The 13,577-nt window shown below is 67.4% G+C and carries 12 protein-coding genes; 4 read left to right on the forward strand and 8 right to left on the reverse strand.

Going from position 1 to position 13,577, the window contains the following annotated elements; all coding sequences use genetic code 11:
• Position 1: 1 nt before the first annotated feature.
• The 5 genes from ACFWU2_RS18375 to dxr form a co-directional block, all read right to left on the reverse strand.
• Entirely contained in the window at positions 2-1,843 is a 1,842-nt protein-coding gene (locus tag ACFWU2_RS18375; protein ID WP_378609009.1) for a penicillin-binding transpeptidase domain-containing protein, read from the reverse strand.
• Between the two features lie 46 nt (positions 1,844-1,889).
• Positions 1,890-2,726: a GNAT family N-acetyltransferase gene (locus ACFWU2_RS18380; protein ID WP_378609012.1), complete on the reverse strand. Its 837-nt coding sequence runs from the start codon at positions 2,724-2,726 to the stop codon at positions 1,890-1,892.
• A 73-nt stretch (positions 2,727-2,799) separates the two neighbouring features.
• The gene (gene ispG / locus ACFWU2_RS18385) at positions 2,800-3,954 is read right to left on the reverse strand and encodes a flavodoxin-dependent (E)-4-hydroxy-3-methylbut-2-enyl-diphosphate synthase (protein ID WP_169620570.1); all 1,155 of its coding nucleotides are present in this window, start codon (positions 3,952-3,954) and stop codon (positions 2,800-2,802) included.
• A gap of 45 nt (positions 3,955-3,999) precedes the next feature.
• Positions 4,000-5,217, reverse strand: a complete 1,218-nt coding sequence (locus tag ACFWU2_RS18390; protein WP_378609037.1) for a M50 family metallopeptidase — start codon at positions 5,215-5,217, stop codon at positions 4,000-4,002.
• Positions 5,218-5,232: 15 nt separating this feature from the next.
• Positions 5,233-6,354: a 1-deoxy-D-xylulose-5-phosphate reductoisomerase gene (dxr, locus tag ACFWU2_RS18395; RefSeq protein WP_378609511.1), complete on the reverse strand. Its 1,122-nt coding sequence runs from the start codon at positions 6,352-6,354 to the stop codon at positions 5,233-5,235.
• A 185-nt stretch (positions 6,355-6,539) separates the two neighbouring features.
• On the opposite strand from dxr, the gene ACFWU2_RS18400 reads away from it, so the two are divergent.
• Positions 6,540-6,788, forward strand: coding sequence for a DUF2631 domain-containing protein (locus ACFWU2_RS18400; protein ID WP_378528274.1), 249 nt, complete (start codon positions 6,540-6,542; stop codon positions 6,786-6,788).
• Positions 6,789-6,903: 115 nt separating this feature from the next.
• On the opposite strand, the gene ACFWU2_RS18405 is transcribed toward ACFWU2_RS18400, so the two are convergent.
• Genes ACFWU2_RS18405 through ACFWU2_RS18415 form a run of 3 tightly spaced genes read right to left on the reverse strand, consistent with a single transcriptional unit; the run spans position 6,904 to position 10,176 of the window.
• The gene (locus tag ACFWU2_RS18405) at positions 6,904-7,686 is read right to left on the reverse strand and encodes an enoyl-CoA hydratase/isomerase family protein (protein WP_378609040.1); all 783 of its coding nucleotides are present in this window, start codon (positions 7,684-7,686) and stop codon (positions 6,904-6,906) included.
• Between the two features lie 16 nt (positions 7,687-7,702).
• Positions 7,703-8,974, reverse strand: coding sequence for an acetyl-CoA hydrolase/transferase family protein (locus tag ACFWU2_RS18410; protein ID WP_378609043.1), 1,272 nt, complete (start codon positions 8,972-8,974; stop codon positions 7,703-7,705).
• Positions 8,971-10,176, reverse strand: coding sequence for a CaiB/BaiF CoA transferase family protein (locus ACFWU2_RS18415; RefSeq protein ID WP_378609046.1), 1,206 nt, complete (start codon positions 10,174-10,176; stop codon positions 8,971-8,973). The genes ACFWU2_RS18410 and ACFWU2_RS18415 overlap by 4 nt, the downstream gene beginning before the upstream one ends.
• A gap of 110 nt (positions 10,177-10,286) precedes the next feature.
• Here ACFWU2_RS18415 and ACFWU2_RS18420 point away from each other — a divergent pair, with 110 nt between their 5' ends.
• The 3 genes from ACFWU2_RS18420 to ACFWU2_RS18430 all read left to right on the forward strand — a co-directional run bounded on the left by ACFWU2_RS18420 (position 10,287) and on the right by ACFWU2_RS18430 (position 13,463).
• Positions 10,287-11,804 (forward strand): class I adenylate-forming enzyme family protein, encoded by a 1,518-nt coding sequence (locus tag ACFWU2_RS18420; protein WP_378609049.1) that lies wholly within the window; start codon positions 10,287-10,289, stop codon positions 11,802-11,804.
• A 46-nt stretch (positions 11,805-11,850) separates the two neighbouring features.
• The gene (locus ACFWU2_RS18425) at positions 11,851-12,627 is read left to right on the forward strand and encodes an SDR family NAD(P)-dependent oxidoreductase (protein ID WP_378609052.1); all 777 of its coding nucleotides are present in this window, start codon (positions 11,851-11,853) and stop codon (positions 12,625-12,627) included.
• A 476-nt stretch (positions 12,628-13,103) separates the two neighbouring features.
• Positions 13,104-13,463, forward strand: coding sequence for a hypothetical protein (locus tag ACFWU2_RS18430; RefSeq protein WP_378609070.1), 360 nt, complete (start codon positions 13,104-13,106; stop codon positions 13,461-13,463).
• The last annotated feature ends 114 nt before the right edge of the window (positions 13,464-13,577 follow it).

Raw genomic sequence — 13,577 nt, forward strand, 5'->3', positions numbered from 1 at the left:
ATCAGGCTCCGTCCCGGTAGTCGGGCGGCAATGCGGCGAACATGTCCCGCGTGACCGCGACGGCATTGTCCGAACTACCGCCGCGCACCACGAGGGTCGCAAACGCGAGATCACCCCGGTAGCCGACGAACCAGGAGTGCGAACCGCCCTCCACCTCTGCCTCACCGGTTTTGCCGTACACGTCGCCCTGATCCCGGATGCGATCGGCGGTGCCGCTCGTGATCACCAGGCGCATCATGTCGCGCAGGCCCGCCACCACATCCGGAGAGACCGGAGAGGGATCGCCCTGCACGACCGTCTCCCGGCCTTCGATCAGATACGGGACGGGTGTGCGGCCGCTCGCAACGGTCGCGGCAGCGAGCGCCATCCCGAACGGGCTGACGACCACCTTGCCCTGCCCGAATCCGTCCTCGGTGCGTTCGACGAGATCGTCCGCGGGCGGCACCGACCCGGTGAATGTCGGCATGCCGACCACCTCGTAGTCGACGCCGATGCCGAATCGCGCAGCGGCGGTGTGCAACGCATCCGATTCCATCTCGGAGGCGAGTTTGGCGAACGAGGTGTTGCACGACCTCGCGAAGGCGGTGGCGAGTGTGACCGAGCCGAGCGCGAACTCGTTGTAGTTCGGGATACTGCGGTCGCCGATGGTGATGCGGCCCGGACACGGAACGATCGTGTCGGGCAGTGCGAGACCGCTCGACATGGCGGCGCCCGATGTAATGATCTTGAATGTGGAGCCGGGCGGGTATTGCCCCGCGAGCGCCACCGGTCCGTCGCGGTCGGCAGCGGAGTTCTGGGCCACCGCCAGCACCGCGCCGGTGGAGGCCTCGATGACGACGGTCATCGCCTGCTCCGTCCGGGCGCTGACCGCGTTCTGCGCGGCCACCTGGATCGGACGGTCGAGGCTTATGGAGACCGACGGCACCGGCAGGGGTTTCGTCTCGGTGAGCACATCCGTGTCGACGCCGTACTGGTTGACGACGACCACACTCCACCCCGCGGTCCCGTCGAGTTCGTCGATCACGGTCTTCTTCACCTGCCCGACGAGGTCGGGCGCGAAGGTACGGTCCGTCGAGACCAGGTCGGACTGTTCGGTCACCACTACACCGGGTATGGCGGCAAGCCGGTCGGCAACGAGTTCGTAGTCGTTCTCCGCGAGCCGCATCACCGACCGTGGGCCGGACACCGCGGTCACCGACTCGGCGATCGCCTGGGCGCTCAGCGAAGAGTCGAACTGCACGAGGGCGGCGGCCAGAGCCTTCGCCGCGGACGAGACGTCCCTGTTCTGCGTGGCATCGAAGGCGATGCCGTACACGGTTCCCGGAACAAGCACGTCGCTGCCCGCATGCTCGTTGACGCGGGCGCGCGGCGCCGGGGTGCTGCGCAGTTGCATGGTCTGGCGGTTTCCGAGCTGCGGGTGCAGAGCGGATTTCGCCCACCGGACCGACCACTGCTCGCCGCTTCGGCCCATGTGCAGTTCACCCGTGTACTGCCACACCCGCTCTCTCGGCAGGTGCCATTCGTAGCTGTATCCGACGGTCGCGGAATCACCGTCGATGCGCGTGGAGGTGGTCGTCGCCACCAGGGATTCGGCTTGCAGCCCGCCCCATACCTCGCCCAGCGCGCCCTCGGCCTCGTCCGGCCGGTCCGAACGCGCGGCCGCTGCCGCGAAATCCTGCGCCGCGAAGTCGTCGAGAAAAAGCTGCGCGGCGGCTTGGGGCCCGGTGACGCCCGGTGTACACGCGACGACGAGACCGCACAGCAGCGCCGTCACCGCCCAGGCCGCGACGACACGGACACGACCGGGTCGCGTGGGCGCCAGGGGTGAACGTCGAGGGCTCATCGCCCGTCATGGTAAGCGGACGAGCGCCCGAATCGGCCGAGGCGCGTCAGTCGAGCAGCACGGTCGTAAATGTCGCGACCTGGCGGAAACCGATGCGTTCGTACGTGGCGCGCGCCCGGGTGTTGAAGCTGTTGACGTACAGGCTCGGCAGACGCCCGGTCGCGGTGACGGCCGCGCCGACCGCGGCCGTTCCGGCGGCACCGAGACCGGCGCCGCGTTTGTCCGGGTCGACCCACACGCCCTGGATCTGGCCCACCGTCGAGGACTGGGACCCGACCTCGGCCTTGAACACGACCCGGCCGTCCTCGAAGCGCGCCCAGGCGCGTCCGGCGGCGATGAGGCTCGCGACTCTACGTCGGTATCCCGCTCCCCCGTCGCCGGCACGCGGGTCGGCTCCGACCTCCTCGATGAACATCGAGATGGCGGCGGGGAGGTAGGCGTCGAGTTCTTCCGGGCGTACCCGCCGGACGCGCGGATCGGGGGCGATGCGGGGTTCCCGGTCGAGCACCAGCAGCGGTTGCTCGGCGCGAACCTCACGCGGCGGCCCCCACGCGGATTCGAGTGCGTCCCACATCGGCAGCGCCAACTCGGCGCGGCCCACGATCGACGAGCACAGACGCGGCCCGCGGACGGCTCGCTCGGCGAAGGCCCGGATGTCGTCGGGATTCCCGAGCAGGGGTATGAGGTTTGCGCCGGCGAAGCACAGTGAGGACTCCGGACCGCCGCGACTCCACATGTCGCCGCCGACAGCACGACCGTCGAGACCGTATTCCTCGACGCGACCCGCCACCATGCACGACGCCACAGGGTCTCTCGCGAGCACCCGCAACACCGAGGCCGTATCACGGCCACCCAGCGACCGGACACCCAGAAGCTTGAGCACTCGCTCACCACCCGTCGACAAGCCGATACGAGATCAGGGTGCCACGCGTCACCCGCTCAGGGAAATCGGGGTATCAGCCGACGGACACGACCGGGTTACCGGCTCCGGCGTCGCCTTCCATCTCCTCGGCGATCCGCATCGCCTCTTCGATCAGCGTCTCCACGATCTGCGCTTCCGGCACCGTCTTGATGACTTTGCCCTTGACGAAGATCTGGCCCTTACCGTTGCCTGAGGCGACACCGAGATCCGCCTCGCGGGCTTCACCCGGACCGTTGACGACGCAGCCCATCACGGCGACGCGCAGCGGGATCTCCATCCCCTCGAGTCCTGCCGAGACCTCGTCGGCCAGCGTGTAGACATCGACCTGTGCGCGCCCGCACGACGGGCACGACACGATTTCCAGCTTGCGGGGGCGCAGGTTCAGCGATTGCAGGATCTGCGTGCCGACCTTGATCTCCTCCGCGGGAGGAGCGGACAGCGACACGCGGATGGTGTCGCCGATCCCTTCGCTCAGCAGCGCGCCGAACGCGACCGCGGACTTGATCGTGCCCTGAAAGGCCGGTCCGGCCTCGGTGACACCGAGGTGCAGCGGGTAGTTGCACTGGGCGGCGAGCTGACGGTAGGCCTCGACCATCACGACCGGATCGTTGTGCTTGACCGAGATCTTGATGTCGCCGAAGCCGTGTTCCTCGAAGAGGCCCGCCTCCCACAACGCGGACTCGACGAGGGCTTCGGGCGTCGCCTTGCCGTATTTCTGCATCAGGCGCGGGTCGAGGGAACCGGCGTTGACGCCGATGCGGATCGGGATGCCCGCGTCGCCGGCGGCCTTCGCGACCTCCTTCACGCGGCCGTCGAATTCCTTGATGTTGCCGGGGTTGACCCGCACCGCGGCGCATCCCGCGTCGATGGCAGCGAAGATGTACCGGGGCTGGAAGTGGATGTCGGCGATCACAGGGATCTGGCTCTTCTTCGCGATGGTCGCGAGAGCGTCGGCATCTTCCTGCCGAGGGCAGGCAACACGCACGATGTCACAGCCCGAGGCGGTGAGCTCGGCGATCTGCTGAAGCGTGGCGTTGATGTCGTGGGTCTTGGTGGTGCACATCGACTGCACCGAGATGGGGTGATCGCTGCCGACACCGACATTGCCGACCATGAGCTGGCGTGTCTTGCGTCGCGGCGCGAGGACCGCGGGCAGTTCGGGCATGCCCAATCCGACGGGGCTGGTCACAGTTCGCCTTCTTTCGTAGCTACCCGGCAATTCTAGCGGCGCAGGTCAGAACAGCTGGATGGGGTTGATGATGTCGGCGGTGAGGGTGAGGACCATGAACGCGCCACCGATCACGACGGCGACGTAGGTCAGCGGAAGCAGTTTCATGTAGTCGACGGGCGCTCCTTCCGGGAGTCCGCGCAATCCGCGCACCCAGTTGCGGATGCGTTCGTAGATCGCCACGGCCATGTGCCCACCGTCGAGCGGAAGCAGTGGCAGGAGGTTGAAGGCACCGAGGAAGAAGTTGAGCTGGGCGAGCAGCAGGACGAAGGACTGCCAGATCCCGCGCTCCGCGAACTGCCCGCCGATGACACTGGCACCGACCACGCTCACCGGGGTGTCGATGGCGCGCTCACCGCCTGTCACCGCAGTCCACAGATCCGACACCTTGCTGGGCAGATCCATGAGCGACTGCGCGGTGATCACGGCCAGGTCGCCGGTGAATTGGAACGTCGCCGGAATCGCCGTGAGTGCGTTGTACTCGGTCGGACGATTTTCCTCTCCCGTCACGCCGATCGCGCCGACGGTCTCGGAGGTGATCTCCCCGGTCGCGGTGTTCTCCACGTACCGCTGCACCTGTTCGACGGTGACCGGCACGGTGAGGGTTTCCCCGCCTCGCTCGACCGTGAAGTCGACGGTGCCCGTAGCGGCACGTGTCGCCTCGACCAGCGCGTAGAACCCTTCGACCTCCTGGCCGTCCACAGCGACGATCACGTCACCGGGCTGGATTCCCGCCTCACCGGCAGGCCCGGTGCCGGTACACGGGGCGAGCGCGTAATCGCCTTCTGCCCCCGCCTGGCTGGGTGCCACACAGGACACCTCCGCGACAGTGGCCTTGGGATGCAGTTGCGGCAGCGCCCACGCGACGGCGAGGACATAGATCAGGACGATGCCCAGCGCGAAGTTCATGCCGATGCCGCCCATCATGACGACCAGGCGCTTCCACGTCTTCTGCTTGTACATCGCGCGGTCGTACTCGTCGGGAGCGAGTTCGTCGAGGGCGGTCATGCCCGCGATGTCGCAGAAACCTCCGGCCGGGATCGCCTTGAGACCGTATTCGGTCTCACCGCGGCGGAACGCGAAGATGCGCGGCCCGAAGCCGATGTAGTAGCGCCGGACCTTCATGCCCAGCTTCTGCGCGGTCCACATGTGGCCGGCCTCGTGCAGGGCGACGGAGGCCGCGATGCCAAAGGCGAAAACCACAACGCCCAATACGAACATCATGTGTGGCCGATCCTCCTAGTCGACGAGTGTGCGCGCCCGGCTGCGGGCCCAGCCGTCGGCTGCGAGCACATCGTCCACGGTACTGGGTTGAGCCGACCACTCGTCGGCGTCGTCCAGCACGGCTTCGACGGTCTGCACGATCCGGGGGAACGAGAGCCGTCCCGCGAGGAACGCCTCGGCGGCGATCTCGTTCGCCGCGTTGTACACGGCGGTCAGGCAGCCGCCGCGGCTTCCTGCGGCGCGTGCGAGTTCGACGGCAGGGAACACGGCGTTGTCGAGCGGCTCGAACTCCCATGTCGACGCCGTCGAGAAATCGAGCGCCGGGGCCGCGTCCGCGACACGGTGCGGCCAGCCGAGCGCGAGCGCGATCGGCAGAGTCATCGACGGCGGCGACGCCTGGGCGAGCGTGGACCCGTCGGTGAAGGTCACCATCGAGTGCACGATCGATTGTGGATGGACGGTGACGTCGATCCGGTCGTAGGCGATACCGAACAGCAGGTGCGCCTCGATGAGTTCGAGTCCCTTGTTCACGAGCGTCGCGGAGTTGAGGGTGTTCATCGGGCCCATCGACCACGTCGGATGCGCGCCGGCCTGCTCGGGCGTGACCGACTCGAGACGATCTGCCGTCCAGCCCCGGAACGGCCCACCCGACGCGGTGAGCACCAGACGTGCCACCTCGTCGGCAGTGCCGCCGCGCAGGCACTGCGCCATCGCCGAATGCTCGGAATCGACCGGCACGATCTGGCCCGGAGCGGCCGCTGCCGTCACAAGCGCACCGCCGGCGACGAGGGACTCCTTGTTCGCCAGCGCGAGGCGCGCCCCGGTCTCGAGAGCCGCGAGGGTCGGCGCGAGCCCGAGCGAGCCGACGAGTCCGTTGAGCACCACGTCGGCTTCCACTTCCCGCACGAGCGCGGTTACCGCGTCGGGACCGCTGCGCACCGGACGGTCGAGGCGCGACGCGGCGGTGGGATCGGCGACCGCGACCTCGGAGACACCGAACAGACGGATCTGCTCTGCCAGCAGGTCGATGTTGCCACCGCCCGCGGCGAGGCCGACCACCTCGAACTTGTCGGGATTCGCGTCGATCACCTGGAGCGCTTGGGTCCCGATGGAGCCGGTGCTGCCCAGCAGCAGCACGCGTGTACGGGAGGAGTTCTCTGCTTCGGCCACGGATGCATTGTTCCCGACGCCGGTGTCTACGTCATGAACCGGTGGTCACGGGCCGTGCCGGACTTGCCGTGAGAGCGCCCCCACTTCATACGACGGGCGGTCGTATGTCACGATTAGCGGCAACAGGACCAACTGGCAAGCAGGAGGAAACGGTGGCCGGTACCGAGCTGGAGTCCATTCATGACAGAACGGTGGCGGAGGTGCCCTCGGCGGAGTGGGGCTGGAGCGGTGAAGCACCGCGCGTGTTCCGTGCCGCAGGCTGGATTTTCGCCGCGTTCCTTCTCCTGATGATGATCGGCAACCACACCGGCCGCGTCGAGGACCTGTACCTCATCGGTTTCGCTGCGGTGATCGTGTTCATCCTCGTGCGCGACATCGTCAGTCGCCGTCGCATGCGGTAACACCACTGTCGAACGGCGAGGGCCCGCCCGGAGCGATCCGGGCGGGCCCTCGCCGTCGTGGTCCCTGCATCTCCCGCCACTGTGTTCAGACTCAGCGGCCCGCCACTGGGCAGAATCAGCGGCCCCGCCACTGGGGCGCACGTTTGGCCGCGAATGCCCTCGGCCCTTCCTGCGCGTCCTCGCTGTTGTAACAAAGCTCGGACGCGTGCCGGGCGGCCACCAGCGCAGCCGAGCGTCCCATCTCCGTCGAGAGCATCACCGTCTCCCGCGCCGCGCGGACCGACAGGGGTGCGCCGGCAAGGATCTCGCCCGCCAGGTCGAGTGCCACCGCGAGGAGGTCGCCGGGCTCGGCGAGCCTGTTGACCAACCCGATCTCGTAGGCCCGCTGTGCGGTGATCGGCTTTCCGGTCAGCAGGATCTCCATCATGATCCGCTGCGGGATCATGTGGATCAGTGGAGAAGCCCACGGTGAGCTCCTGCCCACCTTCACTTCTGTCACCGCGAACGTCGCACCGGTACTCGCCACGCACAGGTCGCACGACTGCGCGATCAGCCAGCCCCCGCCGAACGCAGCCCCGTTGACCGCCGCGATCGTGGGCTTCGACAGTTCGACGGTGTCGTACGGGACCGGTATCAGCGTGCGGGGCGGAACCGTCATCCCCGTCTCGACCATCTCCTTGAGATCGCCGCCCGCACAGAACGCCTTGTCCCCTGCTGCGGTGAGGACGGCGACCCGCAGGTCGGGATCATTCTCGAAGCGGTCCCATGCGGCGTACAACCCCGCGCGCACCTCCGCGGTGAGACAGTTGCGCGTCTCCGGCCGGTTCAACGTGATGACGGCGATGCCGTCGTCCCGGGCATCGAACAGCACCGCGGCGTTCGTCGGATCCCCGGTCATCGGACAACTCCGCTCATCAGAAACCTCTCTGTCGGATCACGTGTGCCTCGCGGTCGAGCGCCTCACGGAAGTCGGGGTGGGCGATGGCTATCAACCGTCGGCTTCGCTCGGCGAGGGTCTGTCCACGCAGTTCTGCGGCCCCGAATTCGGTGACGACGACGTCCACCTCGCTTCTCGCGGTGGTGACCGGGCCCGAGAGCCCAGCGGTGATCCGGCTGACGGTGCCGCTCTTCGCGGTCGCCGGCAGCGCCATGATGGCGTGGCCTCCCGGCGAACGTGCGCCCGCACGCACGAAATCCACCTGCCCACCCGTGCCGCCCAGGTACGCGGACCCGCTCTGTTCCGCGTTGACCTGCCCGGTCAGGTCCACCTCCATTGCGGAGTTGATCGTCACCAGGTTCTCCAACTGCGCCAGCACGCCGGCGTCGTGGGTATACGAGGTCGTGCACATCCGGATCTTCCGGTTGCGGTGTGCGAAATCGTAAAGCCGCGCGGTGCCGATCAGGGCGCCGGTGATCGACACCCCTCTGTCGATCTTCTTGCGCGCGTTGGTGAGTGCGCCCGACTCGACGAGATCGACGAGTCCGTCGCCCAGCATGCCGGAGTGCACCCCGAGATCCCTGCGGTCGGAGAGCAGGCGCAGGACGGCGTCCGGGACAGCGCCGACCCCCATCTGCAGGACCGCACCGTCACCGATGTACTCGGCGGCGTGCCGGGCGATCGCTTCGTCGGTCTCGCCGATCCTTCCCGGCGGAACCTGCACGGGTGGGCGCGAGACGTGCACCGCGTAATCGATTCTCGACTCCGGGAGCATTTCGCCGAAGGTGAACGGCACCTGATCGTTGATCTCTGCGACCACTACCCGCGCCCGCGCGACGGCGGCCTGCACATAGTCGCTGACAAGACCGAAACTGTGGTTGCCGTCGCCGTCGGCGGGACCGACCTGCACGAATGCCACGTCGCAACCGATGATCCCGGCCTCGATCATGGGGCCGACCTGACTGACGTGGCACGGAATCACGTCGAGGCGATGCGCCTTGCTCATCGACCTCAGGGCACCGATGGCGCCCATACTGGACAGTGCAAAACTCTCGGCTGATTCGGGAGTGAAGATTCCCGAGAAGCTGGTCGCGACGAACACCGTCAGATCGCCGACGTCGCGACCCTGCGCGATCAGCGCCTCGAGCACGCTCGACGGTTCACCGCACGCCTGGCCGACAACGATGTGGTCGCCCCGGCGGAGGAACTCGCGGACATCGATCGCCGCGTCGGTACGGACCTGTGTCATGGCTCTTCCGTTCCGCGGGCGCCGTTCGAATCGGAATCCCCTGCACGCGAACATGGTTCGGTGACGCGCCGGAGTTGCTCGATGACGTCGGCGGTATCGGCACCGAGCCGGGGCGCCGGTCCCGCGATCCGTCCGGGTGTACGCGAGAACCAGGTGGGCGGCCCGGGATAACGGATCGGTCCGTACGGCGAGTCGACCTCGTCGAAGAAGCCGGTCTGTTCGAGATGTGGATTGTCGAACAGTTCGTCGAGTGTCCGCACCGGAGCGGCGGGGATATCGCGAGAACGCAGGAGATCGAGCCATTCCTGCGTCGTGCGCTCCTCGAAAGTCGTGCCGAGCAGTTCGTAGACCTCGTCGATCCGTCGCGCCCGCTGTTCGAGAGTCGCGAAGTGCTCGCCGGCCCATTCCGGTTTCACGGCGTCGACGAATGCCGCCCATTGCTTGTCGTTGTAGACGAGCGCCGAGATTTGGCCGTCCTTGGTGCGGTAGGGCTTTCGGTTCCTCGCGACGACGCGCGGGTAGACAGCGGGGCCCAACGGCGGCGTGAACATCGCGCCGTTGCCGTGCTCGACGAGCATGAAGGCCGCCATGGTTTCGAACATGGCTACTTCGACTTCCTGGCCCTCTCCGGTCCGTTCACGATGGAACAGTGCCATCATCGTGGCGTAGAGCGCCGTCATCCCGGCGACCTTGTCGGCGATGATCGTGCCCACGTACCCCGCCTCGCCGGTCAACTGCTCCTGTACCGACGGCAAGCCACATTCCGCCTGGATCGTGTCGTCGTAGGCCGTGAGGTTCGAGTCGGGTCCGCCGCGCCCGTATCCGTAACAGTTGGTGTAGACGATCGACGGGTTGAGTGCCGCGACCTCGTCGTACCCGAATCCGAGACCCGCTACGGCGGTCGCACGCATCGAGTGGATGAACACATCGGCGTCGACGATCAACTCCCGGAGCGTCGACGCGCCCTCGTCGGTGCGCAGATCCAGCACGACGCTTCGTTTGCCGCGGTTGACGTTGACGAAGACACCGCCCATCCCGGGCTCGGGACCGACCGAGATGTAGCGGGTGTTGTCGCCCGCCGGCGGTTCGATCTTGACTACGTCCGCCCCCATGTCGGCCATGATCTGGGTGCAGTACGGACCCATCACCATCGCCGTCAGGTCGACGACTCGCACTCCTGACAGGGGACCTCGGTGTTTCATCGACAGAACCTCGCTGCTGCGTCGGGTCGGATTCCCCGGCGCGCGGGCCTTCCGGGAACGGCGCAAAACTATCAGATGAATCTTTACAAGGATAGTGGTATGACTGGGTGGTGGACAGAACCAGCGCCCTCTCGGGCACGATCGACACGGTGCTCGACGCAGCCCTTTCGTCCCACCCGGACGCACCGGCGATCGAGGCCGCCTCGGGAGTGTGGTCGTACGCCCAACTCGACGATCAGGCCCGACGCGCCGCGGGGGCATTGTGGAGCCTCGGCGTCCGGCCCGGCGACCGGGTGGCGGCGTGCCTGCCCAACGACCTCGACATCGTCGCGGCCTTCCACGGAGCGCAACGCGTCGGCGCGGTCTGGGCAGGCGTCGGCGAAGCGCTCTCCGCCGCAGAGCAACAGAACCTGCACGACATCTGCGCGCCGACCGTGGTGCTCGCCGGACCCCAGTACAAGGCCGGCGGGTCGCGGTGTGTCGGTCCCGATCGCTGGGCCGAACTCCTCGCGGCCGGCCACGAGTGCCCGCCCCTCGCCCACGATCTCGATCAGCCTGCCGGAATCGCCTTCACCAGCGGAACTTCCGGGACACCGAAAGCCATCGTGCACAGCCAGCGCAACCTTCTCCTGCCCGGAGCGGTGCTGGTCGCCACCCGGGGCTGGGGCCGGGAACTCCGGAAGGGAGACAGCTTCCCGCTGACGATCCTCAATCTCATGGTGCTCTCCACCCTGCTCACCGCGCAGGCAGGCGGGTGCGCCGTGATCATGAACCGGCGCGACCTCGAGGGTGTCGCACACTGGATATCCTCGCGTCGCGTCACCGTATGGAACGGCGCCCCGGCCCAGCTCTACGATCTCGCCGCGCGACCCGACCTGGATCTCGGTTCGCTGCGCGAGGTGTGGAGCGGCGGCAGCGACACCCCCGACGGTCTGCGCCGATCCTTCGCCGACGCACACGGGCTGATACCGCGCGTCACCTACGGCCTGACGGAAGCACCTACCGTCGTGTCCATCGACCCGGCGGGCACCACATGGCGGCCCGGAACGAGCGGACAGGTACTGCCCCAGTACGACGTCGCCGCGTACGACGACGAGGGTCGTCGCCTTCCTCCCGGTGAGCCGGGTGAGCTGCGGCTGACCGGCATGACCACCGGACGCTGGGCACACGCGTGGACGCCGATGCTCGGCTACCTCGAGGACGGGAACATCCGGGCACCGGAACCCGGAACCGTCCCGACCGGCGACATCGGGACCGTGGACGCCGACGGCTGGCTCACCGTCGTCGACCGTAAGAAACTCGTCATCATCCGGGGCGGAGCGAACGTCTATCCGCTCGAGGTCGAGCGGGTCATCGCCACCCATCCGGACGTCGCGAAAGTCGCGGTGTACCCGGTGCCGGACGACCGGCTCGGCCAGCGTGTCGCCGCGGTCGTCGAAAGTTCCGGAAAAGAACCGGATTTCGACGCGCTCACCGAATTGTGCCGACGTGAACTCTCCCCGTACAAGGTCCCGGAGATCTGGAGCCGGATCGACTCCCTGCCCGTCAACGCCATGGGCAAGATCCAGCGTGCCGGGTTGTGCGAACTCGTCGACGCGCACCAGCGGTCCGTGCCGGACCCGACGTGACACTCTGCTCGTACATCGATCCACCCCCGAACCCGAGGAGCGCCCCGTGGCGTTGAACAACGAGATCGTCACACGAATGTTCGGCCTGGAAGGCCGGGTGGCGATCGTGACCGGCGCGTCCTCCGGACTCGGTGCGACCGTCGCGGAAACCCTCGCGGGCCTGGGCGCCGAGGTTGCCGTCGTGGCCCGCCGGAAAGACCGGCTCGAAGAACTCGCCGAACGAATCGGCGGCTTCGCGGTGGCCGCCGATCTGACCGATCTCGACGCGATCGGACAAGTCGTGCCTGCCGTGGCCGAGAGGCTCGGGCCTCCCGAAATCCTCGTGAACGCAGCCGGAAGCATGTTCACGGAGGAGCGGGCCGAGTCGGAACCGCTCGACGCGATGCGCCGTACCCTCGACCTCAACCTGCTGGCGCCGTTCCGGCTCGCACAGGACGTGTTCCCGCACATGCGCGCTGCCGGGCGCGGCGCCATCGTGAACGTCTCGTCCATCAGTGGACGAGTGGGGGTCCCCGGTATCCCCCAGGCCTCCTACGCAGCAAGCAAACTCGGGCTGTCCGGTCTGACGGCCGAGCTCGCCGTCCAGTGGGCGCGACACTCGATCCGGGTGAACACGGTGGCGCCCGGGTTCTTTCGCAGCGAGATCACCGGGCCGCTCTACGACAGTGAACGCGCCTCCGAATACCTGCGGAGAAACACTCCGCTCCCGAAGGACGGAACCGCCGACGACATCGTCGGCGCGATTGTGTGGCTCGCCGGTGACGCCGGTAGCTACGTCACCGGCCAGACCATCGTCGTGGACGGCGGGTGGACGGCGCGCTGATCTTCCGGCTACCCGGTACGGACGCCGGCCCCCGACCGCCTCGTCGACGGGTCCGGCCGCTGAGAAACACTGCCGGCTGTCTGCCTGCCGCAGAATGTCCGGCGCGCACTTGCACTCCGCGGGCCCTGGACATGCGGCCGATGCCGTCCCCAGGGTAGTTCTGATGCTGCAGCTCCGGTTCCGGTAGCTCGGCGCCTACGCGGCCCGCCGGGAGATATGCAGTCGGGACCGGTCCTGTGCTTGTAACAACCGTGCTGCCGGAACCGGTGTAGTCGACTGTGAAGACATTGGCGTGTGCCGTGGCTCTCGCCGCCTTTACGGCGACGGCGTGTAGTAGCCAGGGCGAGACTGCACCGAGCACGTCGAGTTTTACCGCCATCAGCAGCACAACGACGGTGGCGCCGACCCGCGTGGAAGTCACGGCGACCGAACCTACGCCGGAGGCGGTCGCTCCTGCAGCTGTCGAGCCTTCCACAGTGGAGACCGTCGCCGAGCCGTACATCGTCTCGTGCCAGATCGGGCTCGGGCCGATCGAGACATATTGGTCGGACGGCTCGGTGACCGGGTATTCCAACCACTGCCAGTCACAACACGACCACGTGCTCGCCGCCGAAGTTGCAGCGAACTCGCGAGTGTGCGACGGGACAGTGTGCCGGACCCCGTCCGGGGCAATCCTGCCGGACCCGAACGCAATCCCGACCACGACGAAGCGTCCCTACCCGACCGAAGACGAATCGTTCGTCCAGACGTGTATGGCCAAATCCGGACAGACCCGCGAGGTATGCATCCAGCAGATCCAGGAAGGGATCGATACTGGAACCGTTCGCATACCGTAATCGCAACGCTCACCACCGTTGATGCCCCACGAGACACGGTGATGCCGTCCTCCGACTCGAACGACGGCCATCTCCGGCACGAACTCCTCGCCCTCGGCGTTTGACCGTCGACGT

Origin of the sequence: Rhodococcus sp. NPDC058639 (assembly GCF_042717545.1) — a bacterium.
Taxonomy (GTDB): domain Bacteria; phylum Actinomycetota; class Actinomycetes; order Mycobacteriales; family Mycobacteriaceae; genus Rhodococcus.

What these genes read in the sequence shown, in the direction of transcription:
- ACFWU2_RS18375 (WP_378609009.1), bottom strand. Translation starts at nt 1,843, where the DNA reads ATGAGCCCTCGACGTTCACCCCTGGCGCCCACGCGACCCGGTCGTGTC.
- ACFWU2_RS18390 (WP_378609037.1), bottom strand. Translation starts at nt 5,217, where the DNA reads ATGATGTTCGTATTGGGCGTTGTGGTTTTCGCCTTTGGCATCGCGGCC.
- ACFWU2_RS18405 (WP_378609040.1), bottom strand. Translation starts at nt 7,686, where the DNA reads ATGACCGGGGATCCGACGAACGCCGCGGTGCTGTTCGATGCCCGGGAC.
- ACFWU2_RS18410 (WP_378609043.1), bottom strand. Translation starts at nt 8,974, where the DNA reads ATGACACAGGTCCGTACCGACGCGGCGATCGATGTCCGCGAGTTCCTC.
- ACFWU2_RS18415 (WP_378609046.1), bottom strand. Translation starts at nt 10,176, where the DNA reads ATGAAACACCGAGGTCCCCTGTCAGGAGTGCGAGTCGTCGACCTGACG.